Source organism: Marinimicrobium sp. ARAG 43.8, assembly GCF_050113635.1.
Taxonomy (GTDB): Bacteria; Pseudomonadota; Gammaproteobacteria; order Pseudomonadales; family Cellvibrionaceae; genus Marinimicrobium.
Map to the genome: position 1 here is coordinate 1,149,821 of NZ_JBNJLT010000001.1, position 24,111 is coordinate 1,173,931.

At 57.7% G+C, this 24,111-nt stretch carries 24 protein-coding genes; 4 read left to right on the forward strand and 20 right to left on the reverse strand.

The features are described from left to right. Positions 1 to 40: 40 nt before the first annotated feature. From ACQCLF_RS04840 to ACQCLF_RS04870, 7 genes are all read right to left on the reverse strand, one after another. Complete coding sequence (locus ACQCLF_RS04840; protein WP_426985150.1) at positions 41 to 814, reverse strand: GDSL-type esterase/lipase family protein; 774 nt, start codon at positions 812 to 814, stop codon at positions 41 to 43. Positions 815 to 884: 70 nt separating this feature from the next. Then, positions 885 to 1,685 carry an IclR family transcriptional regulator gene (locus ACQCLF_RS04845; RefSeq protein ID WP_426985151.1) on the reverse strand — a complete coding sequence of 267 codons (801 nt, stop codon included), beginning with the start codon at positions 1,683 to 1,685 and terminating at the stop codon, positions 885 to 887. Between the two features lie 124 nt (positions 1,686 to 1,809). After that, entirely contained in the window at positions 1,810 to 2,505 is a 696-nt protein-coding gene (locus ACQCLF_RS04850; RefSeq protein ID WP_426985152.1) for an SCO family protein, read from the reverse strand. 55 nt (positions 2,506 to 2,560) lie between these two features. After that, a complete protein-coding gene (gene cyoE / locus ACQCLF_RS04855; RefSeq protein ID WP_426985153.1) occupies positions 2,561 to 3,490 on the reverse strand; it encodes a heme o synthase in 930 nt (309 codons plus the stop codon). Between the two features lie 51 nt (positions 3,491 to 3,541). Beyond that, on the reverse strand, positions 3,542 to 4,579 hold the full coding sequence (locus ACQCLF_RS04860; RefSeq protein WP_426985154.1) for a COX15/CtaA family protein: 1,038 nt from the start codon (positions 4,577 to 4,579) through the stop codon (positions 3,542 to 3,544). A gap of 47 nt (positions 4,580 to 4,626) precedes the next feature. After that, on the reverse strand, positions 4,627 to 5,262 hold the full coding sequence (locus ACQCLF_RS04865) for a hypothetical protein (protein ID WP_426985155.1): 636 nt from the start codon (positions 5,260 to 5,262) through the stop codon (positions 4,627 to 4,629). Further along, positions 5,255 to 6,067, reverse strand: coding sequence for an SURF1 family protein (locus ACQCLF_RS04870; protein ID WP_426985156.1), 813 nt, complete (start codon positions 6,065 to 6,067; stop codon positions 5,255 to 5,257). Before ACQCLF_RS04870 ends, ACQCLF_RS04865 begins: the two co-directional genes overlap by 8 nt. Before the next feature lie 15 nt (positions 6,068 to 6,082). Here ACQCLF_RS04870 and ACQCLF_RS04875 point away from each other — a divergent pair, with 15 nt between their 5' ends. Then, positions 6,083 to 6,307 carry a DUF2909 domain-containing protein gene (locus ACQCLF_RS04875; RefSeq protein ID WP_426985157.1) on the forward strand — a complete coding sequence of 75 codons (225 nt, stop codon included), beginning with the start codon at positions 6,083 to 6,085 and terminating at the stop codon, positions 6,305 to 6,307. Positions 6,308 to 6,332: 25 nt separating this feature from the next. On the opposite strand, the gene ACQCLF_RS04880 is transcribed toward ACQCLF_RS04875, so the two are convergent. Genes ACQCLF_RS04880 through coxB form a run of 4 tightly spaced genes read right to left on the reverse strand, consistent with a single transcriptional unit; the run spans position 6,333 to position 10,588 of the window. Beyond that, the gene (locus ACQCLF_RS04880; protein ID WP_426985158.1) at positions 6,333 to 7,253 is read right to left on the reverse strand and encodes a cytochrome c oxidase subunit 3; all 921 of its coding nucleotides are present in this window, start codon (positions 7,251 to 7,253) and stop codon (positions 6,333 to 6,335) included. Positions 7,254 to 7,275: 22 nt separating this feature from the next. Further along, positions 7,276 to 7,851, reverse strand: a complete 576-nt coding sequence (locus ACQCLF_RS04885; protein WP_426985159.1) for a cytochrome c oxidase assembly protein — start codon at positions 7,849 to 7,851, stop codon at positions 7,276 to 7,278. Positions 7,852 to 7,879: 28 nt separating this feature from the next. Then, positions 7,880 to 9,430: a cytochrome c oxidase subunit I gene (gene ctaD, locus ACQCLF_RS04890; protein WP_426985160.1), complete on the reverse strand. Its 1,551-nt coding sequence runs from the start codon at positions 9,428 to 9,430 to the stop codon at positions 7,880 to 7,882. 12 nt (positions 9,431 to 9,442) lie between these two features. Next, on the reverse strand, positions 9,443 to 10,588 hold the full coding sequence (gene coxB / locus ACQCLF_RS04895; RefSeq protein ID WP_426985161.1) for a cytochrome c oxidase subunit II: 1,146 nt from the start codon (positions 10,586 to 10,588) through the stop codon (positions 9,443 to 9,445). 366 nt (positions 10,589 to 10,954) lie between these two features. On the opposite strand from coxB, the gene ACQCLF_RS04900 reads away from it, so the two are divergent. Next, the gene (locus ACQCLF_RS04900; RefSeq protein ID WP_426985162.1) at positions 10,955 to 12,298 is read left to right on the forward strand and encodes an MATE family efflux transporter; all 1,344 of its coding nucleotides are present in this window, start codon (positions 10,955 to 10,957) and stop codon (positions 12,296 to 12,298) included. Positions 12,299 to 12,470: 172 nt separating this feature from the next. Next, positions 12,471 to 13,124: a hypothetical protein gene (locus ACQCLF_RS04905; RefSeq protein WP_426985163.1), complete on the forward strand. Its 654-nt coding sequence runs from the start codon at positions 12,471 to 12,473 to the stop codon at positions 13,122 to 13,124. Here ACQCLF_RS04905 and ACQCLF_RS04910 read toward each other — a convergent pair. Next, complete coding sequence (locus ACQCLF_RS04910) at positions 13,114 to 13,668, reverse strand: peroxiredoxin (RefSeq protein ID WP_426985164.1); 555 nt, start codon at positions 13,666 to 13,668, stop codon at positions 13,114 to 13,116. The two genes, ACQCLF_RS04905 and ACQCLF_RS04910, sit on opposite strands and share 11 nt — an antisense overlap. A gap of 254 nt (positions 13,669 to 13,922) precedes the next feature. Next, the gene (locus ACQCLF_RS04915) at positions 13,923 to 14,870 is read right to left on the reverse strand and encodes a sugar phosphate isomerase/epimerase family protein (RefSeq protein ID WP_426985165.1); all 948 of its coding nucleotides are present in this window, start codon (positions 14,868 to 14,870) and stop codon (positions 13,923 to 13,925) included. 286 nt (positions 14,871 to 15,156) lie between these two features. Between ACQCLF_RS04915 and ACQCLF_RS04920 the strand changes: the two genes are divergently transcribed. Next, complete coding sequence (locus tag ACQCLF_RS04920; protein ID WP_426985166.1) at positions 15,157 to 16,242, forward strand: GGDEF domain-containing protein; 1,086 nt, start codon at positions 15,157 to 15,159, stop codon at positions 16,240 to 16,242. On the opposite strand, the gene ACQCLF_RS04925 is transcribed toward ACQCLF_RS04920, so the two are convergent. The 7 genes from ACQCLF_RS04925 to ACQCLF_RS04955 all read right to left on the reverse strand — a co-directional run bounded on the left by ACQCLF_RS04925 (position 16,235) and on the right by ACQCLF_RS04955 (position 24,099). Further along, positions 16,235 to 17,638 (reverse strand): substrate-binding domain-containing protein, encoded by a 1,404-nt coding sequence (locus ACQCLF_RS04925; protein WP_426985167.1) that lies wholly within the window; start codon positions 17,636 to 17,638, stop codon positions 16,235 to 16,237. The two genes, ACQCLF_RS04920 and ACQCLF_RS04925, sit on opposite strands and share 8 nt — an antisense overlap. 103 nt (positions 17,639 to 17,741) lie before the next feature. Then, positions 17,742 to 18,458, reverse strand: a complete 717-nt coding sequence (locus tag ACQCLF_RS04930; RefSeq protein ID WP_426985168.1) for a polysaccharide deacetylase family protein — start codon at positions 18,456 to 18,458, stop codon at positions 17,742 to 17,744. Between the two features lie 58 nt (positions 18,459 to 18,516). Beyond that, the gene (locus ACQCLF_RS04935) at positions 18,517 to 19,707 is read right to left on the reverse strand and encodes a glycosyltransferase (protein WP_426985169.1); all 1,191 of its coding nucleotides are present in this window, start codon (positions 19,705 to 19,707) and stop codon (positions 18,517 to 18,519) included. After that, a complete protein-coding gene (locus ACQCLF_RS04940; protein ID WP_426985170.1) occupies positions 19,704 to 20,852 on the reverse strand; it encodes a sulfotransferase in 1,149 nt (382 codons plus the stop codon). Before ACQCLF_RS04940 ends, ACQCLF_RS04935 begins: the two co-directional genes overlap by 4 nt. 128 nt (positions 20,853 to 20,980) lie before the next feature. Further along, on the reverse strand, positions 20,981 to 21,628 hold the full coding sequence (locus ACQCLF_RS04945; protein ID WP_426985171.1) for an RpiB/LacA/LacB family sugar-phosphate isomerase: 648 nt from the start codon (positions 21,626 to 21,628) through the stop codon (positions 20,981 to 20,983). A 90-nt stretch (positions 21,629 to 21,718) separates the two neighbouring features. Then, positions 21,719 to 22,807, reverse strand: a complete 1,089-nt coding sequence (locus ACQCLF_RS04950; RefSeq protein WP_426985172.1) for an ABC transporter substrate-binding protein — start codon at positions 22,805 to 22,807, stop codon at positions 21,719 to 21,721. A 5-nt stretch (positions 22,808 to 22,812) separates the two neighbouring features. Continuing rightward, on the reverse strand, positions 22,813 to 24,099 hold the full coding sequence (locus ACQCLF_RS04955) for a hypothetical protein (protein WP_426985173.1): 1,287 nt from the start codon (positions 24,097 to 24,099) through the stop codon (positions 22,813 to 22,815). Positions 24,100 to 24,111 lie beyond the last annotated feature (12 nt).

Consider the following 24,111-nt stretch of genomic DNA (forward strand, 5'->3'; position numbering starts at 1 on the left):
CCGGAATCCCCAGAAGTCCGGCCAAACAACGGGCATTTCGCTAGCGGGTTTTTGACGGTAGCGTGCCCTTGGTCATCAATGCGTCCACCAACGGTTTAAGGGCATCCGCCAACCGCTGATACCCCTCAGCGTTCGGGTGCAGTAGATCGGGCATGATCGCGCTGTTCAAGCGGCCCTGACCATCGATAAACACCGTATTGAGGTTGGCGTAAAATACGCCGGGACGCTCCGCTAGCGAACGAATTCTCTGATTCACCGCACGGTTATTCACACGTTTGGGATCGTCCGCCGTCTCGCCGCGAGGGAAAATCGCCAGCAACAAAATATTGGTATTCGGCAAACGGGTTTGCAGCTCTCCGATGATGTTGGTTACACCGGCGGCAATATCGTCCGGCGGGTCCATGCGGTGCCCCGTATTGTTGGTGCCGATCATCAGTACCACCAGTTTGGGATCAATACCGGTGACCTCGTTGTGCTGCAATCGCCAGATTACATTTTCAGTGCGATCACCACTGAAGCCCAGGTTCAGGGTGCGCCACTGGCCAAACGTCTGGCCGAAAGCCTCGGCACCTTTTCCTTCCCAGCCCTGGGTGATGGAATCTCCCATAAACACCAGTTCAGGCCGGGTCGAGCGCAAGGCCAGTTTTTCTTCGTGGCGAGGCATCCACCAGTCGATGGCCCACTCCTCTTCCAGCGGCGCCGGGGTGAGGGCGGGCGGCACGCTGTCGGCGGCGTCCTTCGGCGTGTGTGTGGCGCTGCAAGCAGCCAGCGCACCCATGAGGACTGAAAAAGCAACGACTAGACAACGGTTCATAACACCAACTCCTCAATGGTTATTATTACAGCAGAAACGCCGCTCTCAACGGGGCAGTTCCGATCTTTCCCTAAAGATTATACGGTTCCAGATGTTTCGCAAGCTCAGCGGCCGCCTCGCACAACCGTCCAGCGGCTTCTTCCACGCTGCAACCATTATCCGGTCGGGATCGCACAAACGGCACGGTCAGAGCGGCAATCGCACCACGCGCGCCCTGTACAGGAACCGACAGGTCTGTAATGCCGTCCGTAAACTCACTGGGGGCTCTGACGTAGCCCAGCGCACGAGCCTCCCGGGCCCGCTGCGTGAAATCCTTCCATTCCGACGCTTTAAAACCGCAGCGCGCCTGCAGGCTCAACGGGTTTTTTTCACTCTGAAAACTGAATATCGCCAGCCCTGATGCTGAGCACTCGACAGGGCGTCGGTACCCCACTCGCACCGAAAAGCCCAGATCACCCGGGCTCTCTATGCGACCAACGACTACCACCTGCTCCCCGGAGAGAATCGACAGATGACAGGATTGACCAATATCGTGAGCCAGCGCATTCATCACTGGCATCGCCACGTCAATCAGGGTTTTGGTCGGTGCCCGGGAGATACCTAAAGTGAACAACTGATTGCTGAGCGTATATCCCTCACCCGTTCCCTCCACCGGGACGATGTAACCCCGATACTCCAGCGCCAGAATCATCCGAAACAGTTCACTGACTGATCGCCCCAGACTTGCCGCGATTTGCGACGTTGTCAGGGGATCACCGCTGCGTGCAAGCAACTCCAACACATCCAGCCCCTTCTCCAGAGCTGGCGCGCGATATTTTCGTTCTTCTTCGCCCTTCCGACGGACAGCGGTTATAAAAGGTTGGTCACTCATTATTCTCTCCCGCGACAACCTCATCTCAAGGCCCGCGCCGTGATTTATTATGGTGGCCTTCTATATAACACACCCATAATTTGCCTGTAAAATAAAATTTATTATTGAAAAAAGGAGGGGGGGGTCAGAAGGTAAAGGCGTTCACAATCGTCTGGTAGTGCTCACCCAGCTTGACGGGATCAAGCGGCGGCCTGAAAAAAGCATGATAATCACCGCGGGGATTAAACAACACGACATGACCACTGTGATCAACGGTGTAATCATTGCCCTGGGTCACTTTCGCGAACGCCACATTAACCTGGTTGGCAAAGCGTTTGATGGTCAGGAACTCCCCGGTAACGCCGATGAAATCGTCGTGAAAATAGGGGACATATTCAGCCAGCACCTCCGGTGTATCCCTCGCCGGGTCGAGCGTCACTAACAACACTTGAGTTTGTTTTGCCAGCGCCGGGGGAAGCTGTTCCATCATGCGCGACAGATCCGCCATCGCCATAGGGCAGATATCCGGGCAATGGGTAAACCCGAAAAAAGCCAGGGTCCAGTGTTCTTGCAGGTTGTTCTGAGTAAAAGGCTGGCCCCGATGATCCACCAGCTCAAAAGCACTGATACGGCGCGGCTGCTCGAATACCATGGTGCCGGCTTCCCGCAGGGCTTCGCGATCCAGTGGGGGATCACGGGTCACTTTGTAAACCTGAAGCCCCATGACTACGAGTACCGCCACCACCAGCACGGCAACCGTGCGGCGCACACCGCGCCGCTGGACCTCTTGGCGGTCGCCCGCATTATCGTTTTTACCGTGGTCATTGGAATCGTCAGTCACCGATTACCTCCGGATATCATGTAAGCACTCGGCCAGCCCCGAGTTCCGCGCACAATTACGAACGTTGGGCGAGATAATCGGCCGGCACCGGCAGCAGATAATGGTCCAATAGCATCACCACAAACAGTGCCATCAAATAAACAATGGAGTATTTGAACGTGTCCATCCCCACCGAGGGTTTGCGACTGAACATCAACGCCAACGACCAATACAGGAAACCGGCCCCCAGCACCAGCGCCCCGAGCAGGTAGAGCCAATTCAACATGCCGGTGATAAAAGGCAACATGGTCACCAGTACCAGAATAACGGTGTAGAGCAGGATGTGCAGTTTGGTGTAGCGCTCGCCGTGCGTCACCGGAAGCATGGGAATATCCGCTTTGGCGTACTCGTCTTTACGATGTACCGCCAGTGCCCAGAAATGCGGCGGCGTCCAGGCAAAAATAATCAGCACCAGCAGCAGAGCGTGACCGTCAATCTGTCCGGTCACCGCCGTCCAGCCCAGTAGCGGTGGCGCGGCGCCAGCGATGCCGCCGATCACAATATTCTGGGGCGTGGCGCGCTTGAGAAACAGGGTGTAGACCACGGCGTAACCCAGCAGCGACACCAGCGTCAGGACGGCGGTCAGGGTATTGATGAACACGACCAGCAGCGCCATGCCCAGACTGCCAATAATCAGCGCAAAAATACCGGCCTGCACCGGTTCAACCCGGCCTTTCGCCACGGGTCGATTAAAAGTACGGGCCATTTTCTGATCTACGTGCCGGTCCACCAAGTGATTGACTGTCGCCGCCGAGCCCGCACACAGCGCAATGCCCAGGTTGCCAATCAGCAATACATCCAGTGGCACCATGCCCGGCACGGCCAACAGCATACCGATCACCGAAGTCAGGATCATGAGCAGCACAACATTGGGTTTACACAGCTCGTAATAATCCCGCCAGTGGATACCGGAGGAAGTGTGCGGACGATCAACGGCTTTAGCCATGAGGCACCTATCGTATGTATAGCGTGTTGTATTTATAGCGTGCTGAAATGATTAAATTCGGATGGCCGAGTAACTCCGATATAGCAGCGTCACCAGACTGAGCAACAGTAACGCACCGACCGCGTTATGAGCAACCGCTACTGACAATGGCAGAGAAGCCAGTACATTGGAAATACCCAGAGAAATCTGGACCACCAGCAGCAATCCGATCAGGCCGATCAAGCGCCGACAACGGCGCAACGAAACACGCCAGGCACGAACCATCAGAACACATAGCATCACGCTGACCACCAGCGCGCCAATGCGGTGCGTCATGTGAATGGCCGTACGCGCATCCCCTTCCAGCAAACCACCCAAGTAGTTGGGACCCACGCTTTGCGCCAGATTGAACGCCCGGTAGTAATCCATGTCCGGCCACCATTCGCCATGGCAGGTGGGAAAGTCCGTGCAGGCCAACGCCGCGTAATTGGCGCTGGTCCAGCCGCCCAGCGCAATCTGCAGCACTACCGCTACCAGCGTCATCCAAATGAGCGGGCGCAAGGCTCGCAATCGACGATAGCTGTTCGCTGCCAGACTCCAGGGCTGGTTTTGCAAACGCAACGCCAAAAGCCACAATACGCTCAGCGTTGCAAACCCGCCCAGCAAATGTGCCGTCACCACCTGAGGCCAAAGCTTGAGCGTCACCGTCCACATGCCAAACGCGGCCTGCACAATCACCAGACCCACCAGCGCCGTGGCGTGCCATTTGGGATAGCGCATCGCCGGTGCACGCGATGCGTTGCGCCACACCGCTATCGCTAAACCCAGCAACACAAGCCCGAGCGTGCCGGCGAAATAACGATGCACCATTTCCGGCCACGTTTTATCGTGTTCCACAGGCGTTTCGGGAAACAGGGCTTCCGCTCGCGCTACAGATTCTGCCGAAGAAGGCCAGGTTAAATGACCATAGCAACCGGGCCAGTCAGGACAACCCAGCCCGGCGTCCACCAACCGGGTGAACGCCCCCAGAACCACCACCAGCGAACAAAGCAGGACACCGAATAAGGCCCACCGGTAACCGTGTTTTTTCTGGGAAACAGAAGGTGGCACGAATCAGTCTCCTTATTTTAGTTTTGGATTCAGTGATGGTTAATCCATCAGTCGTCGTAGGAATAGCGCAATAAGCGCTTGATGTCCTTGAGCAGTTGATTGCCTGTGTGTTCGGGGGAGTACGCCATCATGACATACCCTTCCTGGTCCATCAGAAAGTAACGCCCGGATGCCAAGGGATCACCCGCCCTGTTGGTTGCGTTCAAGGATTGGACCACGCGTTCACGGTCGGCCCGCAACAAGCGAGTGCCCGGATGCTTGGCGGTCAGCTCTTCGAGCGCCTCGTCACTCCACTCGCCATCCAGCAACAAAATAATTCGCTCTACCCGACTGGCTTTTTCCGCCAACCGCACATGCACCTGCCGCGTCAAATAGAGGTTGTCCCCACAAGCGCCGGAACAGTCGGCATCCACCGGAATAATAAATCGCCAGTGTTTCGCCGCTTTGGGATCGACCGCCCAGTTTTTCCCGGACAACGTTTCCGGTTGCCACTGCGCCAGTGCCTGCGGTGGATCCAAAAGAAAACCTTCATTCACCTGTTCATCAGGGATGCCAACGCCGGTGTGATAAAACACATAGGCAATCAACATGGGCAGGGCGACAACCGCCATCAGGGCAGAGGCCAGCAGGCGTCCCCGGCGTTTCATGCGTCGCTCGTCTTGCGTGTTTGCACTGTCAGTCATTGTCGTTACTCTCGCTACCACGGTCTGCGGAGTGTGTTGTTGTCGAACGGGGTCGCCATAACCAGCGGTTGGCCCACAATCCCCAAAACACGACCGCCAACGCCATAGTGAACCACTGAACCGCATACCCGAAATGTCGGGCTGCGCTGACTTCCAGATCCTGCCAGCCGGTAATCAATACACCCGGGCTGCCATCATCCAGTCGCGCATAAAAATTCGGCACCGATTCCCCTAATCGCTCTCCCATCGCGTGAGGATCCAGGGTCAACGCCACAGCGGGCCAGCCACGGGACGCCGGTCTGCCACTCAGCAGCGGATGATCGCTGGGGGCAAGCCACTGGGCGAACAGCGTCACCTCGCCCGAAGGCACTGGCGGATTCGGGTACTCGTCCCGATGTCGAGCGGCAGCGATCCAGCCGCGATTCACCAATACGACCGTGCCGTCGGTAAGTTCAAACGGTGTCACGACTTCGTAGCCAACCCGCCCCTGCCTTTGCCGGTTATCCAGCAGCCAGTTACGATCCGGCCAATAGTGACCTTCAAGCAACACCCTCCGATTGACCTCCAGGGCTTGCCACTCGGTGCCGGGTAACTCGGCGGGAGGTTGCGCCGCCACACTGTCCATTCGGGCCTGTCGGTGTTGCTTTTCTTTGGCGCGCTCCAGCTGCCATACCCCCAGCCCGATAAGCATCGGTAATGTCAGCAGGCAAAGCAGCGTAATCTTCCATCGAAAGGCGCGCTGGGACCGTTTTTCGCCCGAGGCGGTGCTACACTGTGAGCCTGAACCATTCTGAGATGCTTTCACAAAACGGAGGCCTGTATGTGGCTGAAAATCATTATCCTGCTACTGTTTGTCGGTGTACTCATCAGTCTTGGCAGCGGTCTGCGCTTTCTGCTCAAAGACATCGGCGTGCCCGAATCCAAACGAACGCTGTATGCACTGGGCATTCGCATCACCCTGGCCGCCTTGATGATGCTTTGCGTTTTCTACGGTTTTTACAGTGGCATCCTTTCCAGTACTGCCCCCTGGGATCACACGCTGTGAAGCGTCGCCATCGGTCTGTTTAGCGTTAGCCGAAAATATACACCGCGAAAAACAACCCTACCCAAACCACATCCACGAAGTGCCAATACCAGCTGGCGGCTTCAAACCCGAAATTGTCGTCCGGTTTAAAGTGCCCTTTCAGTACGGAACGGAACCACATAACGCTCAGCATAAACATGCCCAGAAACACATGCATACCGTGGAAACCCGTCAGCATAAAGAAGGTAGTGCCATAAATCCCGGATTGCAGCGTCAGGCCCATTTCCGTGTACGCCACGTAATACTCTTCAATCTGCAAAGCGATAAACGCAATGGCCAGCAAAATGGTCACGCCCAGCCAGGTGTTGAATGCACGACGCTTGTTGTTCTTGATCGCCGAATGCGCAAAATGCACGGTGACACTGGAGCTGAGCAGCAAGACCGTATTCCAGAACGGCAACCAGCTCCACAGCGAGCCCGCGTGGGAAAAGCTCATGCTTTCATCGGGACCGCGCACGGTGGCGTTATCCCCATTAACGGCCATATCCGGCGTCACCATCAGCGGCCAGCTCGCTTCAAACCCTTGCCACAGGAATTCGTTCGTGGAAGTTTCTCCGGCTGTGCCGCTCAGCCAGGGCAATGCCAGGTTGCGAATATAAAATAACGCGCCGAAAAAGGCGGCGAAGAACATCACTTCACTGAAAATAAACCAGCCCATGCCCCAGACATAGGACCGTTTAAGCTGGGCATTATTCAGGCCCGCCATGTTCTCATTGATAACGGCGCCAAACCAGTTCCACAGCACAACGGCAAATATCAAGCCACCCGCCATGAACAGGTAGGGTCCTGAGCTGCTGTCGTTAAGCCAGTTGGCCGCACCAAAGACGGTTAGAAACAGTCCGAAGCTGGCCCAGAGCGGCAGTTTGCTCTGCTCCGGCACATAGTAAGTTCCTTCGCTCGTTGCCATAACGTTTACTCCGCACTCATTTTTATTGTTCCACATTCGCCAGATCGTGCTGACCGTCATTGAATCGGTCAGTCACATCAAACAAGGTGTACGACAAAGTAATGGTATGAATATTCCGGGGGATATCCCGGTCGATAATAAAAAACATCGGCAGCTCAGCCGAACCGCCCGCCGTCAGTGGCTGCTGTTCGAAGCAGAAACATTCCGTTTTGTGGAAATAATTACTGGCCTTGAACGGCACCAGGCTCGGAATGGCCTGCCCAACCATATCGCGTTCTGTCGGGTTGCGAGCATGATAATTGATGTGGGTCTGCTCACCGGGATGTACAGTCACCGTGCGCGTAGCAGGCTGAAACTCCCAGGGCATTCCCTCATTGTTGGTCGCTACAAACTGCACCTTAATCTCCCGGCTCTCATCCACCCCCGAGTCCGTCGCTGTGTAGCGGTCACCGGTTTTGCCATTCAAGCCCGTGACTTCGCAGAACGCATCGTACAGCGGTGGCATTATCCAAATGGCGAAGACAAACATGCCCACCGCGGTCACCCCCAATTTGAGGGTAAGCGCGGCTATCGGGTTATCAGGCAGCAGCTTTCTCATCGCGGCAACCTCTCTCTGGCGAACCGGTTTATTTCACTTCCGGGGGTGTGCTGAACGTGTGGTATGGCGCCGGTGAAGGCACCGTCCACTCCAGACCTTCCGGATTGTCCCAGACTTCCGCCGTGGCCGGCTTGCCTCTGATGATCGTGGTGATCACGATGTACAGGAACAGCACTTGCGCACCGCCGAACAAAAAGGCACCGACGGATGAAATCATGTTCCAGTCGGCAAACATCATGTGGTAATCCGGAATACGGCGGGGCATGCCAGCCAGACCGGAAAAGTGCATGGGAAAGAACGTCAGGTTCAGACCAATGAACGCCAACCAGAAATGCGTTTTTCCCAATGTTTCGTTATACATGTGGCCACACCATTTCGGCAGCCAATAATAAACAGCCGCAGTAATGGAGAAGATGGCGCCGGGCACCAACACATAGTGGAAGTGCGCCACCACGAAATAGGTGTCGTGGTACTGGAAGTCCGCCGGCGCAATAGCCAGCATCAGGCCGGAAAAACCACCAATGGTGAACAGAATGACAAACGCCACGGAAAACAGCATCGGCGTTTCAAATGTCATGGCACCGCGGAACATCGTGGCCACCCAGTTGAACACTTTCACCCCGGTCGGCACCGCAATCAGCATAGTGGCGTACATGAAGAACAGCTCACCGGCAATGGGCATGCCCACGGTGAACATGTGGTGCGCCCACACGATAAAACTCAGAAAAGCGATTGAGGCGGTGGCGTACACCATGGAGGAGTAGCCAAACAGGGGTTTGCGAGCGAAGGTGGGAATGATCGCACTGACAATACCGAATGCCGGCAAGATCATGATGTACACCTCGGGATGCCCGAAGAACCAGAACACATGCTGGAACAACACCGGATCACCACCGCCAGCGGCGTCAAAGAAGCTGGTGCCAAAGTGAATATCCATCAACATCATGGTCACCACACCTGCCAGCACCGGCATCACCGCGATCAGCAGATAGGCGGTGATCAACCAGGTCCAGACGAACAGCGGCATTTTCATCAGCGTCATGCCGGGAGCGCGCATGTTCAAAATAGTGGCGATGATGTTGATCGCCCCCATAATGGAGCTCGCACCCATGATGTGGATGGCGAAGATAAAAAAGGTCACCGACGGCGGCGCGTAAGTGGTAGACAGGGGCGCGTAGAAGGTCCAGCCGAAGTTCGGGGCACCGCCTTCCATAAAGAGGGTAGACACCAGCATCAGGAACGCGAAGGGCAGAATCCAGAAGCTCCAGTTGTTCATTCGCGGCAGAGCCATGTCGGGCGCGCCCACCATCATCGGGATCATCCAGTTTGCCAGGCCAACAAACGCCGGCATGACCGCACCAAAGACCATGATCAGGCCGTGCATGGTGGTCATCTGGTTGAAGAAGTTGGGTTCGACAATCTGCAAACCGGGCTGAAACAGTTCCGCACGTACCACAAGCGCAAATACGCCACCGAGGAAGAACATGCAGAAGCTGAACCACAAGTACATGGTGCCGATGTCTTTATGGTTGGTGGTAAACAACCAGCGGGAAATACCTTTAGCGGGGCCGTGTGCCATTGCGCTACCTCCTTAGTTGCCCTGTTTGTGGTTATAGATATCAATGGGCTGGGCTTCATCACCCATGTTGTTTCCCCACGCATTGCGCTCGTAGGTCACAACGGCGGCGAGATCCACTTCACTGAGCTGCTCGCCAAAGGCCTGCATGGCTGTGCCCGGCACGCCGTTCACCACCACATCAATATGGTCATCAATCGGCCCGGTCACGACACCGTCACCCACCAGGGCCGGGAAAGTGCCCGGCACACCGGAGCCGTCAGCCTGGTGACAGGCAGCACACCAGCGACCGTAAATGTCTTCGCCGCGTGCGTACAGTTCATCAAAGCTGAACGTTTGTTCGGTCAGTTTTGCCAGCTCTTCCGCTTCCGCTTTTTTATCAGCCAGCCACTGGCGATACTCGGCTTTCGGCTTTGCTTCCACCACGATAGGCATGAACCCATGGTCCTTGCCACACAGCTCGGCACACTGGCCGCGATAAATACCGGGCTCTTCAATGTAAGCCCAGGATTCGTTGATAAAACCGGGAATGGCATCGCGCTTGACACCCAGCGCCGGCACCCACCACGAATGAATCACATCGGCAGCGGTCACCAAAAACCGTACCTTTTGTCCCACCGGCAGCACCAGCGGCTCATCCACTTCCAAAAGGTAGTTGGCATTTTTCGGGGCGAAGCCGTCGATTTCGTCACGCGAGGTACTGAGGTTACTGAAGAAGCTGAAATCCTCTTCAACATAATCGTACTTCCAGCGCCACTGGTAGCCGGTCACCAGAACGTCCACCTCGGCTTCCGAATGATCGTAAAGTTTGATCAAACTGCTGGTCGCAGGAATGGCCATAATAATCAAAATGACCAGGGGAATGGCGGTCCAGACAATTTCCAGGCCGGTGCTTTCATGGAAGTTGGCGGGTTTAACACCGCGGGATTTGCGGTGCACGATCATGCTGTAGAACATGACCCCAAACACGACCACGCCGATGGCTACACACCACCAGAACATTTCCATGTGCAGGCCGTGAATTTCGCGACTGACCGGAGTGACCCCCTCGGTCATATTAAACTTCCAACGCTCAACCTCTTCTGCCACCGCCCGGTAACTGGGCATCAGCACGGCAGGGGCAAGCAGCCAGGCAAAACGCCTATGCGCTCGTTTAAACATCGCCCAAATTCTCCGTGTAGCTAACTTATAGATTATTGTGAAACTACTACTTCTTCGGGACCGCACCCGCCAACCTGAACACACTCATCCTGCCAGTGCTGTTACAGCATCGGAAGGAAAAATGTCGGCTGAAAACCAACGGGCTCAAGACGGCGGGATACGGCCAGTGTGCACTGCGGCGAAATGTCGCAACCACCATTCACAAGGAGGCCATAACTGGAATAAAAAGTCAATGCCTTTATGCGCTTAGGTTAGCCGACAGCGCGGCACCGCTCAGTGTCCGGCTTTAAACGTCGCAGGGCTGTATTCTCCCCACAGGGCGCTGTACACTCCGCCTCCTTTCTGAATTCACACCGGGGAACGGCGGTGTCCGACCAGCCCAACGCTTCCACCAAAGACGCGGTGCCCAGCCACCGCCAGATCTGGCAACTGGCCTGGCCGATGATGTTGAGCAACCTCAGCATTCCCCTGCTCGGCGCCGTGGATACCGCTATTCTCGGCCATCTCCCCAACGCAGTGTATCTCGGCGCCGTCACCCTCGGCGCCAGCGTGGTCAGTCTCCTGCTATGGTCGTTCGGGTTCCTGCGCATGGGCACCACCAGCGTCACCGCTCGCGCACTCGGTGCCGGTGATGACCACCGTGTGCGAGAAGTATTGGCGCAAAGCCTGCTGATCGGCGTGGCCATGGCGTGCCTGGTGACCCTGGCGGGCCCACTGCTGCTTCCTGTGATTCTGGGCTGGATGAATCCGAGCGCGGAAGTGCTGGCGCTGGCGTTGAGTTATGCCCAGATACGATTGTTAGGCGCGCCGGCAAGCCTGATGAATTACGCATTGGTAGGCTGGTTTATCGGCCGCCAGGATACGCGGCGTCCCCTGGCGATTCTCTTTACGGTCAACGGTCTGAACATTGCGCTCGATGCCGTCTTTATTCTCGGATTCGGCTTGAATAGCGACGGTGCCGCCTGGGCCAGCGTCGTAGCGGAGTACGGGGGGCTTGTTCTCGGCCTCTGGCTGGCGCTGCGGGTACTGAGTCGCACACCGGGCCAATGGGATATTCCGGCACTGAAGCGCCTGGGACAGTACCGGGAACTGTTCGTCGTTAACCGCCATTTGTTTGTGCGCACATTATGCCTGCTGGCGATATTTGTGTTTTTCGCCGCCCAGGGCGCGCAAATGGGGGACCAGATCCTCGCCGCGAACGCTATTTTGATGCAGTTTCTGTTACTGACGTCCTACGCACTGGACGGTTTCGCTCATGCGGCCGAAGCCCTGGTGGGGCGCGCTACTGGGGCCAACGCACCGCTGGCCTTCCGCGCGGCGGTGCGCCGTACCGGGCTCTGGGCGTTGCTCTGCGCGGCTCTGATCAGCGCACTGTTCATACTCGGTGCGCCCTGGTGGCCAGGGTTGTTTACTGACCTGCCCACTGTGGAAGCCCTGGTGAGGGCGCATTTTGTGTGGGTCTGCCTGATTCCACTGGTCGGCGTTTGGGGCTACCAGCTCGACGGCGTGTTTCTGGGCAGCGGACAGACAGCCGCCATGCAATACACGGTGCTGATTTCCGCCGCTCTGTTTCTTGTGTTGTGGTGGCCGCTTTCCGCATTCGGGAACCACGGTCTATGGCTTTGCTTTCTCATATTCAATGCGCTGCGGGGCCTGCTGCTTGGTGCTGTCTTTGGATATCGCTACGGGTATCGCACTCGGCCCGCCTGATTAAGTTCCATTCCTACGATGCCTACGATGTAAGTCCCGTTCCCGGGTTCCCACCGCCTCCGTTATAAAAAAACACTCTTAAAAGTGGCTTGTATTTACTCACTTTTGAATTAACTTTAAAGGAAGAAAGCGCCGACCACACCCAACGGCCGGACGTGGAGGCCTATGCAACATGCTGTGTGTCCAATCCATTGGCAACATACGAGCGCTGATTCGGCAAGCCAGGGAGACAGATACAGAAACAGGACAGTTACACCGAATTCTGCAGCGTCGAGCCCACCGTCTGCACGGTGCCATTGAGCTGCCCCGCGAGCAAGCGGCGGACGCGCTACAAAGTTTTGTGGTGCGCTATATCGAGAATGTGCCGGAGCTAATCGAAGCCATCTACAACCTGACGCAGGAGGCGGGCCTGTACCCACGTATAAAACCACTGCTGCTGGTCGCGTGTGATTACATTCTCTGCCCTCCGGATCTGGTCGCCGGCCGCACTCAATGGGCCGCACTGCTGGACGAGGCCTACCTCTCCCACCGCTTGCTGGAGGAAGTCAACGACCGCTTTATCAGTTATTGCGGCATCCCTCTGGCCCCACTGGATACCACCCGAGCCAATGTGATCGCCCATGAGCTGATTGGAGAACCTTTCGCCAACGAGCTGGATCAGGCGGTGCTGTTTTCCGCCGAGTTATTACTGAGCGAACACGCCTTTGAGGAGGCCAGCTTCAAGCACTACGCCGCACAACATCGCCACCGCCGATGGTCCGAGGAGCGGCGACGCTGGCCGTGCTTTGAGGCCGACCTCGGCATCGGCCTGCGACTCAACTCCTGAGTTGCGCCAATACATCCGTGGGGTTGAGGTGTGGCGGGAACACCGGGTAGTACACCTGACGAATGACTCCGCCCTCTACCAGCAGCGTAATGCGCTTGATGTAGCGGTGGCCGTCATAATCAAACAGCGGCAGCTCTAGGGCCTCGGCCAGCTTGAGGTCGGTATCGTTCAGCAGCGGGTATGGCAAACGCAAGCGCTCGACAGCCTCTTTCTGGTCCGCCAGCGGTTGCGCACTCACCCCGTACACCGACACCCCCAGGGCCTGGAATTCAGGATAGCGATCGCGGAAACCACAGCATTGCGTGGTACACCCCCGAGCGCCAGGGATTTTGTTCCAGCCACGCATCGGAGGCTGCTCGGGTTTACCGGTCATGGGATAGAAGAACACCACGGCGGTTCCGGGCAGTTCACTCAGGTCGACGCTGCCACCACTGGTGGCGGGCCGGGTTACTGAAGGCAGAGCCAGCCCCTGCAGATGATCACAGGCACCATCCTCCACAGGTTCGGGCAATCCCTCGGGAAGCATGTACAAGTTTTTTACCATGGGCTGTTGTCCTGTTATTCAAAATAGGTCTGCCAAATACAACCTGTCCGAATACCTAGCCTCGCAAAACCTGTGCCACTAACGGGCACTCGCCCAGAGTGTAGCGCGCCCGACACGAGCCCCGCCACCTCTATTCAAGCGAGATCCTGACCGAAGAAGCCAGTGCCCGCACCAAAAAAGGGCGGACACCTTTCCTGGTGAAAGGCACCGCCCCAAATAATGGCTTTCCGTTTAGTCTGCCCCGCTAATGGCTTTTACACCAGCGATAATGCCCGTTGCATCGCTTCTGCTGTTTTTTGCGCCGCCTGCCGGTCGGGAAGCTCATTCAGCGCCTGACTAAACGGTTCCGCCCGCACCGGACCCCGATAGCCGAGGTCTTGCAACGCCGTCAAAAACGTTTTCATATCAATCACACCCGTTTCCAGGGGCAAATGGCGGCGATTATCAATTTGTTCGTCTCTGGAAAGATCGTCCCGGGCGTCATTCAGATCCACCGTCACGATATCGTCCGGCGAAAGCGCCAACAGATCTTCTACCGTGTCTGACGCACAAAACCAGTGGAAGCTGTCCAACACCAATCCAACATTCGGACGATCAATGGCAGTAATCAGTTCCCGGGCTTCGGCCAACGTGCGAATAAAGGCAAACTTGTCCCGGCTCATCAGAGTTTTCGGGCCCACGTATTCGAGCCCGAGGCGCACGCCGTGCTCGCCAGCCACTTCTGCACACTGACGCAGCCGCTCAGTATGCAACGCAAAATTCTCCCGGTACGTGCGACTGTCATGGGTCGGCATGATCCAGGTACCCATTCGCGTGGCACCCAGTTGTTCCATCACGGCGGCCTGCGCTTTCAGCGCTTTCAGCCCCGACTCAAACGTGGCACGGTCCTGTCGAAACTCCACCGGCAACCCTGCAGCATCCCATTGCAGGCCGGTGTGTGCCATGCGTTCTTTAGTGGATGCCACTGCCTCTGGGGCGTCTACCAGTTCGCCCGGTGCACAGGTGACGGCCGAAAAACCGAACTCCACTGCCAGGTCAATGGCCTGCCGTTGCGAGACTGACACTCCAATCATTCCAGGGCTGAGCGAGAGGGCAAACCGTGCTGCTCGTCTGGAGGCCGCCAGTGGCGCACCAAACGGGACAGCACCCGCGACCATCGCGAGCGCGCTTTGCTTGAGGAAGGTTCGTCGTGATGCAGCCATGGCGTCTTCTCCGATAGGGAAAAAGCACGGATGCTAGCAGATGTAACCGGTTTAGTCGCCTTTGATACGCGCTGCCTTCCCGAGACAACCGTGATTTTTCACACTGCGGGTTGAGCGTCCTCCACAGGAAAGTGCCGGTTTTCAATTGATAAATACGCCACTCTCTGCCAAAGTTTCCTAAGGGACTCTCCTCAGCTACCGGAGATGGGTCCCCAACACCGCTCGCGGCGCTGAAATACACGTTTTAATACCAAGAGATGATGGGACGCCCTGTGCCCTTGAGACGATGACAGTTCTGGAACATAAGCCCCGGGCTATACAAAAAGACAAAAAAGCCATTAACACTCAGGCCAAAAAAATCGACGTCGACCGGCGTACTTATATCCTGTCCTTCGTCAGTTATGGTTCCGGTGCCGTAATGGTCGGGGCGGGCTTGCGATCCGTCCTCGCCGGATCACCCGACCTTCTGCTCACCGCATTATTGTTCGGCATTGCCGGCGCCTTCCTGGCAACGATGGTGTATTACCATTGGTCCCGAAATATTGAACGCGCCTGCCTGATCGAAACAGTCTGGGTGGGTCTCTTTGTGTTGACGCTGGTTTATCACGGCGGCTACGCCAACACCGCTCTGTACTGGGTGTTTCCCTTTCCCGCTGTGTTGTTTGGCATGCTGGGCACCCGCAACGCGCTCATCGGTAACGGATTGATCATGGCGGGCCTGGCCATGTTGTTGTTCGCGTCCGAACACATTCGCGCAGAATATCGCGAAGAGGAAATCGGGCGATTTTACATTTCACTGCTGGTGGTCGTGGTCGCCTCGTGGATGAATGAGTACTACCGGCAACGCAGTCACGATGAAATGAGTGAGTTGCAGGCCACCCGGGAGCAGCAGGCCAACACCGATCCTCTCACGCTGCTGCCCAATCGCCGGTTTATCGATGCCGAATTTGCTCATAACCTGGCGCAAAAACCTGACGACTTTCTGCCCCTCGGGGTGGTGATGTGCGATCTGGACCACTTCAAGCAACTCAATGACCAATTCGGCCACCAGACCGGTGACCACGTGCTTCGGCAGGCAGCCCAGCGGTTTCGCCAGACACTGCGTCGCCAGGACATTGCCTGTCGTACGGGCGGCGAAGAGTTCCTGATGTTTTTACCGGATACCGACCTGGCCGATGCGCTTACTGTCGCGGAAAAAGTGCGGCGACACCTTGCTTCAACACCGTTCGTCGTGCGCGGCGAAGCGCACCAGATCACCGCCAGCTTTGGCGTTGCGGTGTGCCATAACGTCGAGAAGCTCGAAGCGGCTGTCGAAGCGGCTGATCAGGCGCTCTACCGATCCAAGCTTGGTGGCCGGGACCAGGTTACCTGACATCCACCGCTCTCGGAGGACGGTCAGTCTGCCAGCGCTCGGTTTTAATGCCGTTGACGGTCGAGGCCGCCTCACTGTCAAACAGCCAGACTTCCACCCGTTGATTTTTGAGGCGCCCGGCACCCTCGCCTTCCGCTACCGGCAAGAGCCCGCCAAACCCCACCACCGACGCAGCTTCCACACCTCCGTCGCGCAATGCGGCCTTGACCCGTAGCGCACGCATCCGCGAGAGCACCTGGGCACGCTGCTCAGACTGGTGGGCATCCCCAAACCCGATCAGCTGAAGCTGGCGGTTCCGGTTCTCCGGCGTTTCCATAAACTGTGTGAGACGCTGCACATCCCACAGTGCCTTGTTGTCCAGCCGGGAGCTGCCGCGATCAAACCGGAAGTTGATTGACAAACGTTCGGAATGCGCTGCCAAAGCTTGATAATCAGCCGGTGCGCCCGCTGGCAATTCCGGGCGAAATTCCACGGGCGTTTGTGCCACAAACCCAACGTCCGCCACCCGGCGCTGACCGAGTTCACCTTGAGCAAAGTGAATAAACTCCGCCACCAGCGGTGAGGTTTGTGCCGGGTGGGTGTAAAAATAAAGCCGTCGTGCCAACGCATAGTCTTCCGTTGCCACATACAATGGGGAAGGGCTCAGAGGACGCACATTGGCGTGGGAGACACTGAGCGCTTTGGTCTTGCGTACCGAGGCCAGCCCGACAAAACCAATCGCACCACGATCAGCGGCCACCGCGTCTGACAGTCGATCGTTGGATTCAAACCGGGGCGTACCGCCCACCAGTTCATTGTCATCCCCCAATACCATACTGCGAAAGCTGTCCCAGGTGCCGGAGCGGTCATCGCGCGCGTACAGGGAGACGCGCCGCTCCGGTCCCCCGACCGCGGACCAGTTTTGGAACCGCCCGGAAAATAATCCCGCGATTTGATCGACGGTCAGTGACGACACCGGATTATCCGGGTGCACGATCACGGCCAGACCGTCGATCGCCACCACATGCTCGGCTTCAAAGGTGCGCATCGCCTCGGGGTGCTCGAACAGCTGTGTTTCTGCCACCGTTATAGGCCGGGATGCCATCGCAATGTCAGCCACGCCCGAGGCCAGACCGCGCATTCCCGTGCCCGTGCCATGCGCGGCGACATCAATGAACACCAGAGTACCAGCGTAACGCCCTTCCACTCGGTATTCGTTGGCGATACCCCGGGCCCGGATACTCACTCGTTGCACCCCTTTGGCCATCAGATAATCGCGAGCCAGTTCCGGTGCGAGCCGCGCACCCACTGTGTTCGAGCCCTGCAAGGCAAACAACTGCCCCTGTTCCCCGGCCGCCAGCGGCGGCAATGCCGGTGACGGTTCGGCCACGGCATTCAGCGCCGTACCCAGCATCATAACGAGCCACGCCGCCGCGACACACCGTGTCCGCCATTTGCGATACCGCACCATATTGATTTCTCCACTGACAACGCTGGCTGGTCAGCTTAGGCAGGAATTGTTACGGCGCCGTGAAATCCGACGCCGAAAACAACGTGCGGTAGTCCACCGAGGCTTCCAGGCTCTCCAATGTCAGGCGCAACTCATCGGCCAGCCGCAACTCCGCATCGTCCGGGTGCAGCGCCAGCCGTACCGGGCGCCCGGTGGCGGACGCCACCGCTCGATTAAAACGGTTCCACAACGACAGGCCCGCCGCTCTCCAGGCGTTATCGGCTTCGTAACCCACCAGCGGGACGGCACACCGCTTGCCGGAGGACAGGTGTCGGTAACCCGAGGTGGTTTCGATATAGTCAAACGGGGATTCGCGCAAATCCGCTGCGGTCAGTCGCCCCAGCGCCCAGGCCGGCGGTACATAGAGTGACGGAGCAGAGAGCCCGTTCTGAGAGAACCAGCGGTGATTTTTTGCCAAGAGTGCCCGCAAAGACTCGCGGGACTGGCTCAGATGTTCCGCCGCCTGCCGTGACAGACACCAACTGTGAAGCTGGTGGTAAAGCCCCCGTATCGGTCCGGACTGATGGCTCCAACCGTGCCCAGCCAACTCCAGCCCCTCCGCTTCCCAACAGGCCAGCTGGGCAATCCCCATTGGCGTCCAATCCCGACCGGGCACGACCAGCAGAACCACGCGGGCCCGTACCGGGGGAGACATCAGGGCCAGCAGGGCTGTCACCTGCCCCAGGGTATGAGGCATCACATCGTGAATCGAAACCAGCGCCCGCACGGTCGCGTTTTCTCCTGTATTTTGGGTGGGATTTGTCCGCCTCGCTTGCGTTCGTCCCTCAGTCCAGAACGGGTCGCGCGATTTCCTGAGGCACCGCTGGCAAGTCCGCCGCCTGATCCACCGTGCCCTGCAACAGCGCCAGCCAGTGAATCAGGCAGCCTTCATTCAACGCCTGGGCTTCTTCCCGAGCCTTGCGAGCCAAGGCCCGGCGCCATTCCGGGGACGCCGTTTTCAGACTCACCAGCGCTTCAGCCGCGCTCCCACACGGCGGAATCACCACCAGACCGGAGCGCAGTGCGGGCCATTCCACAATGCCGCAACCGGACGACACCATCACGACCCGAGCGCGCGCCATCGCCTCCAGGGCAATGGTGCCAAAGGATTCGACGTGCGATGGCAGCAGCAGTACATCATGCGCATCCATTTGCTCGCGCAACGCCGAGCGCGATTGCCACCCCAATAACTGAAGATTCGGCAACGCCTCGGCAGCACGTTGCATTGACTCTCGCAGCGGGCCATCACCCGCGATGGAAAACATCAGATCCGGGTGCGCCCGGGCGGCTTGTAACACCGCCTCCAGATTTTTCTCGGCGGCCAACCGGCCCGCGAACAACACCCGGCGCACGGCCCCATCATAAGAAGGCGGTGCGGTGGCGGTAAACTCAGCCGCAATCGGTGTGGCGATAAGACAGGTGTTGACGGCTCCCATGCGCCGGGCCATCGACAACATCGGGTCAGCATTGCCCAGCACTGAGCGCGAACGGGCAAAAACATAGCGGTGGGAACGCTCGAACGCCTGCTGAATCACCCGACCGTGCCAGCGACCTTGCCAGTATAATTCGCTCAATTGTTCAAACGAGGTATGAAAGCCTGCGAGTACTGGCACGTTATGCCGGTGTGCCCAGTTCACGCCGACCAGGCCATAGGGCCCTGGCGTCGCCGCGATCACCACCTGCGGCTGCAATCGCTTCAACTCCCTGCCCAACGACAAGGGATTCGGCAGACACAGTTTTTGCGTGCGGTCGCCGGGCAGCGGCAATGCCAGGCCCGTGCGCCAACGACCGCGGGCATCGACTTGCGGGCACAGCAGCGCCGAGGCGGCGACCCGGGGTGCCAGCTGTTCAAGTAAATCCTGATAGTAGGCTCCCACCCCGTTACGCCCTGGTGCCGCATCCGAAACGATGGCCAGGCGCAGCGTTTTGTGGCCCAGGCCCTCGCGTTCCACTGTCTCGCATCCAACCGCGTTCATGGTCTACAGCTCCCGGCCCGTTCGAATCTTGCTTCCGGTGCTTTGCACTCGGACCAGACATCCGCGAAAAAACGTTCGACCCACGCTGGCGTTAGATTAAAGTCCTCCAGACGATACCGGTGGCCAGGCACGGCGTCCCGACGTTCGCGCGGCCCGTTATTTGTTACGCTCGGCAACGGCTGCTCACAGAAGGCGTACAACCGCTTCCAGCCACTTTCTCCAAGCCGGGCCAGTTGCGGCAAGGGCAACACGCGCACGCGACTTCCCGGCTGCTGCTGAGTGTGCCTCCATACCGCCACCTGCCGATAATAACTGTGCAGCACCATCAACAAGCGCTCTTGCAGGGCACCCTCGAAGCGCTGACGGCCGAGGCTGTGCAAGGCGGGGCGCAAAGCGCTCAACTGAGAAGGCACCGCTTCACCCGGGCGGCGTACGCACGCAATAAAGCGCGCGTCGGGGAACGTATCGCTGAGTGTTGTGACCCAGCCGGTCCAGGAAGGATTTTTGCTGAGCAGTCGACGGTGGGTACCGTGATAGTACAGATGGCGTTGCACGCAACGCCGGTAGAATTGCATTAACACCTGACGTCGCTCTGGTTCGACCGCGTCGTCCAGAAAGGCCAGCTCCCAATAACGGTCTGCATCCGGGCGCAACAGGGCCGGTAAAAAACAGCCACCGCGATACAGCAGCAACAGAAAGTCCTCTTCCGGCTCTCGCCAGCCCAGATGGTGTACCGCGTCCATTCCCCGCCAGCGCCAGCGGGTCAGCCTGCGGGTCAAGGGTGCCAAACAGCGCCCCAGCGTCGCCCATACATAGCGCTCGGTAATTGAGGGGGCGAGCAGGCATTCCCAGAGTGTCAGCGACGTAAACGCCGGGTCCTGCGCCAGCTGTCGTTGCAAGTGCGTGGTGCCGCTGCGGGGAACACCAACAATGAACACAGGCGCTTTCACCGGAATGCGACGATAGCGGCGGAAAAGCACATCATCCAGCGCAAACCCCACCGCATGGGCGAGAAACAGCAGGCCGCTCACGAGCCCAAGGAGCACCAGCAGCGGCAACCGCCAGAGCAGAGAACGCCCCCCGGAGGCCAATATGGCGGGCGTGAGGTGAACGAGTAAAACAAACCAGGCAACCAAAGTACGCATGGCGCCTATGCAACCTGATTTATATGACAGTGGGATGACACCGGATGAACACGCATAAAAAAACCCGCCTGATAAGGGCGGGTTTTCGCCGGGCCAGTCGAACGCAGGCCCGATCAGGCGCGCGTTATTCAGGCATCCAACACACCGCGTACGTACTCGGTCAGCGCCGTGTTCTGGCTGTGTTCAAAGAAACACGCCTGAAAACGCTCACCGGACACAGCGGTTTTTACCAGTTCCTGATCCAGCGCCTTCAATCCTTCCAGGTAATCCTTGCACATGGCCGACTTGACTTGATCGAGGATGCCCGCATTTTGCACCTGGCTCTCTTTGCGCTCGGGCGGGTAGCCCTGACCTCTTTCGCCGCTGAACGCTTTCTCGAAAATGTAACGGCAATTGAGTTCGGCGCCCCAGCCGAAGCCTTTCGCAAACGGCAGCGCCAGCGCATTGCCGTTGTTGATCTGCGCAAACAAATAGGCATCCGAGGGATCAATGCAGTAGCCGCACACCACGCCGGGATGAGCATTTAACGAGATCAAAGCCCCCTGCCCGGTGCCGCAACCACTGATGACAAAATCCACCGCTTTGGCGTTCAGCAAGAGCCCCGCCATAATACCGAGGTGAATATAGGTCAGGCGGTGGTCATTGTCGCCGTCCATTCCCACATTAAACACGTGATGACCCTGCTCGCTGGCCACGCTGTTCAACTGTTCCAAAATCACCGGGTTCTTACCCGCCTGGCTGAATTCGTTCATTAACGCAATTTTCATTTCACTCATTCTCCCAATTTACATTCAGTAGTATCTTTTTGTTCTGAACAAGTATCATATCATTTCCTGCACAGCTCCAGAAACCGCGTACCCGAAATGCTAGCGGGGGAGTTCTCGAGGCACCATCACCGGACGTTCGGCCCAGCGCTCAAATCGCGGGGCAATGCGCTCAAGGTTTTCGGACCACCACTGGGCATTCAATTCAACAGCGGTGCGCCGGTTGTTCTCCGACGTCGGCAGACGCTCCCGCAATGCGGGCGCCAACAGCGCATGGGAGGACTGCCGTACCGGTCCGTAAGGGATGTACTTTGCCTGCGCCGCCAGACTTTCGGTGGACGTCGCATAACGCACAAAATCCTTCGCCTGTTCGGTGCGCCGACCGTTTTTAGGCACCGCCCAAACGTCGTAAAACCACACCTGATGATCCCAGAGAATCGCCAGTGGCTCACCGCGCTGCACGGCATCATCCACACGACCACTGTACACAGACGACAAGGTAACGGCCTTGGTCTCCAGCAATCGCACCGCGTCTTCACCCGTGCGCCACCATTCGATGTATGGTTTGATCCGGGTTAATACCCGGAACGCACGGTCAACGCCCGCTTCCGTAGAAAGGACCTCATATACGTTATCGTGAGGAACACCATCGGCAATCAACGCCCATTCCAGATTTCCTTGGGGGCTGCGCCGCATACCCCGACGGCCCGGAAATTTCTTCAGATCAAAAAAATCCTCCAGCTGCGTAGGGGCGCTTTCGAATTGGTCCGTGCGATAACTGACCACTGTCGACCCGACCACATTGCCGACACCACAGGGCATAAGGCTCTGGTTGATAAAGTCCTCTCTGGCGGCGGTGCCATCGGGCGCGTCGGGCAGGCTGTCCGGATCGATCCGTTCGAGCAACCCTTCATTACAGGCGCGAATGGCATCGAACAATTCCAGGTCCACCACATCCCACTGAACGTTCCAGGCGCGTACCTGTCGGCGGATTTCATCAATGCCGCCGGTGTACTGCAACACATTGACCCGCACATCGGTCTGCGCTTCATAGGGACGAATAAAACCAAGGATCTGGCTTTTGACGTAAGCGCCGTCCCAGGACACCACATTCAGTTCTTGCTGGGCCTGTACTCCACCGGCGGTAAGCCAGGCAAGCGCGAGCACCAGCGGGAAACGCATCACATTCATAGTATTCACCAATAGAAACCGATATTGACGTTAAAGCGGCTGTGCCAGTCATCGTCACCAGCTCCTGTTCCTGCCAAAGAGCCGTCACCAAAATACGCCATATTGTTCGCGAAAATGTAATCCACATAGGTGAACAGCGGCCCCATGCCAAACGCGCAACCCAAGGTGTTAATGCGAGAATCCCGCGCGCCCGTTTCGTCTTTGAACAGCTGGGAGTAATCGTTGTAACAGATGATGCTGTCAATGCGCTTCCAGGGGGACGGGAGGTTATACGCCACGTTCGTCACGAGAATATCGGCGTTGCTGGCGATGTCGTAGGTGCCGGCAAAGGCGCCCACTTGCACGCTGTCGGAGGAGACCCCTTCGGGGTTGATCGGGTTGTAGTCGTAACGGATGCCGGACACCTGAAAATGCCAGCGCCCGCAGCGGCTGTCCAGGTGGGCGGCCGCCGCCCAATGGTCGCCGCGCCGATCCGTGGTGGCATTGTAGACTTCACCCGCCTGGAGCGAGCCGCCCACTTCGGTTTCGCACGCCGTGCCCAGGCCAAACGTATAGGCACCCCGGCCATTCCACTGATTAATTTCTTCGTTTTGTTGATCGCCGTTGCGCACCAGGTCAAACGAGTATCGCTCCGGGCTGGTAGCATCATTGAGTTCTTCATTTTTATAGAAAGCAACCTGCCATTGCCAGGGACCGTCCTCGCGCTGATACTTGATGCCCATGTCATAATCATCCCCCAGCCCGACGTAATACGGCACACCGAACCAGGCATTGTGAGCCGGATAGGGCTGAAGGCCGAAAGGCACGCGGTGCACACCAAACTGCAGCTGGCTGTCATCGTTGAACTGATAGCCAATCCAGCCGTGGTGCAGGGTGTGCATATAGGAATAAAAACGGTACTCCGCCGATACCAGGATGTTATCGATCTCGCCGTCCACATTCAGGCGGAAGACATCCAGGCCGCTTTCTCCACGCTTGCCCTTGGAGGTCTCAGAGAAGTCGCGGTGTACCATGTTGAATCGCAACGCGCCGCCAACATGAACGTCGGGCTCAACCGGTTCCGTCGCCTCACTGTCCTGCGGCACCCGTTCTGTGCCTGAAACGGCAGAACCCAGATCCACCTCTCTCACCGGGTTCGCCCGCTCGCGTTCCAATTGTTCAATTCGGGCCTTGAGTCGTTCGAGCTCCGCGCGCAACGCTTCCACCGACTCATCTGCGACGGCCTGCAGCGGCATTGCCAATAGCAACGCCGCCAGCCCATACATCCGCCAATCACCGTTTACACTACGCACGGCGCACCTCCT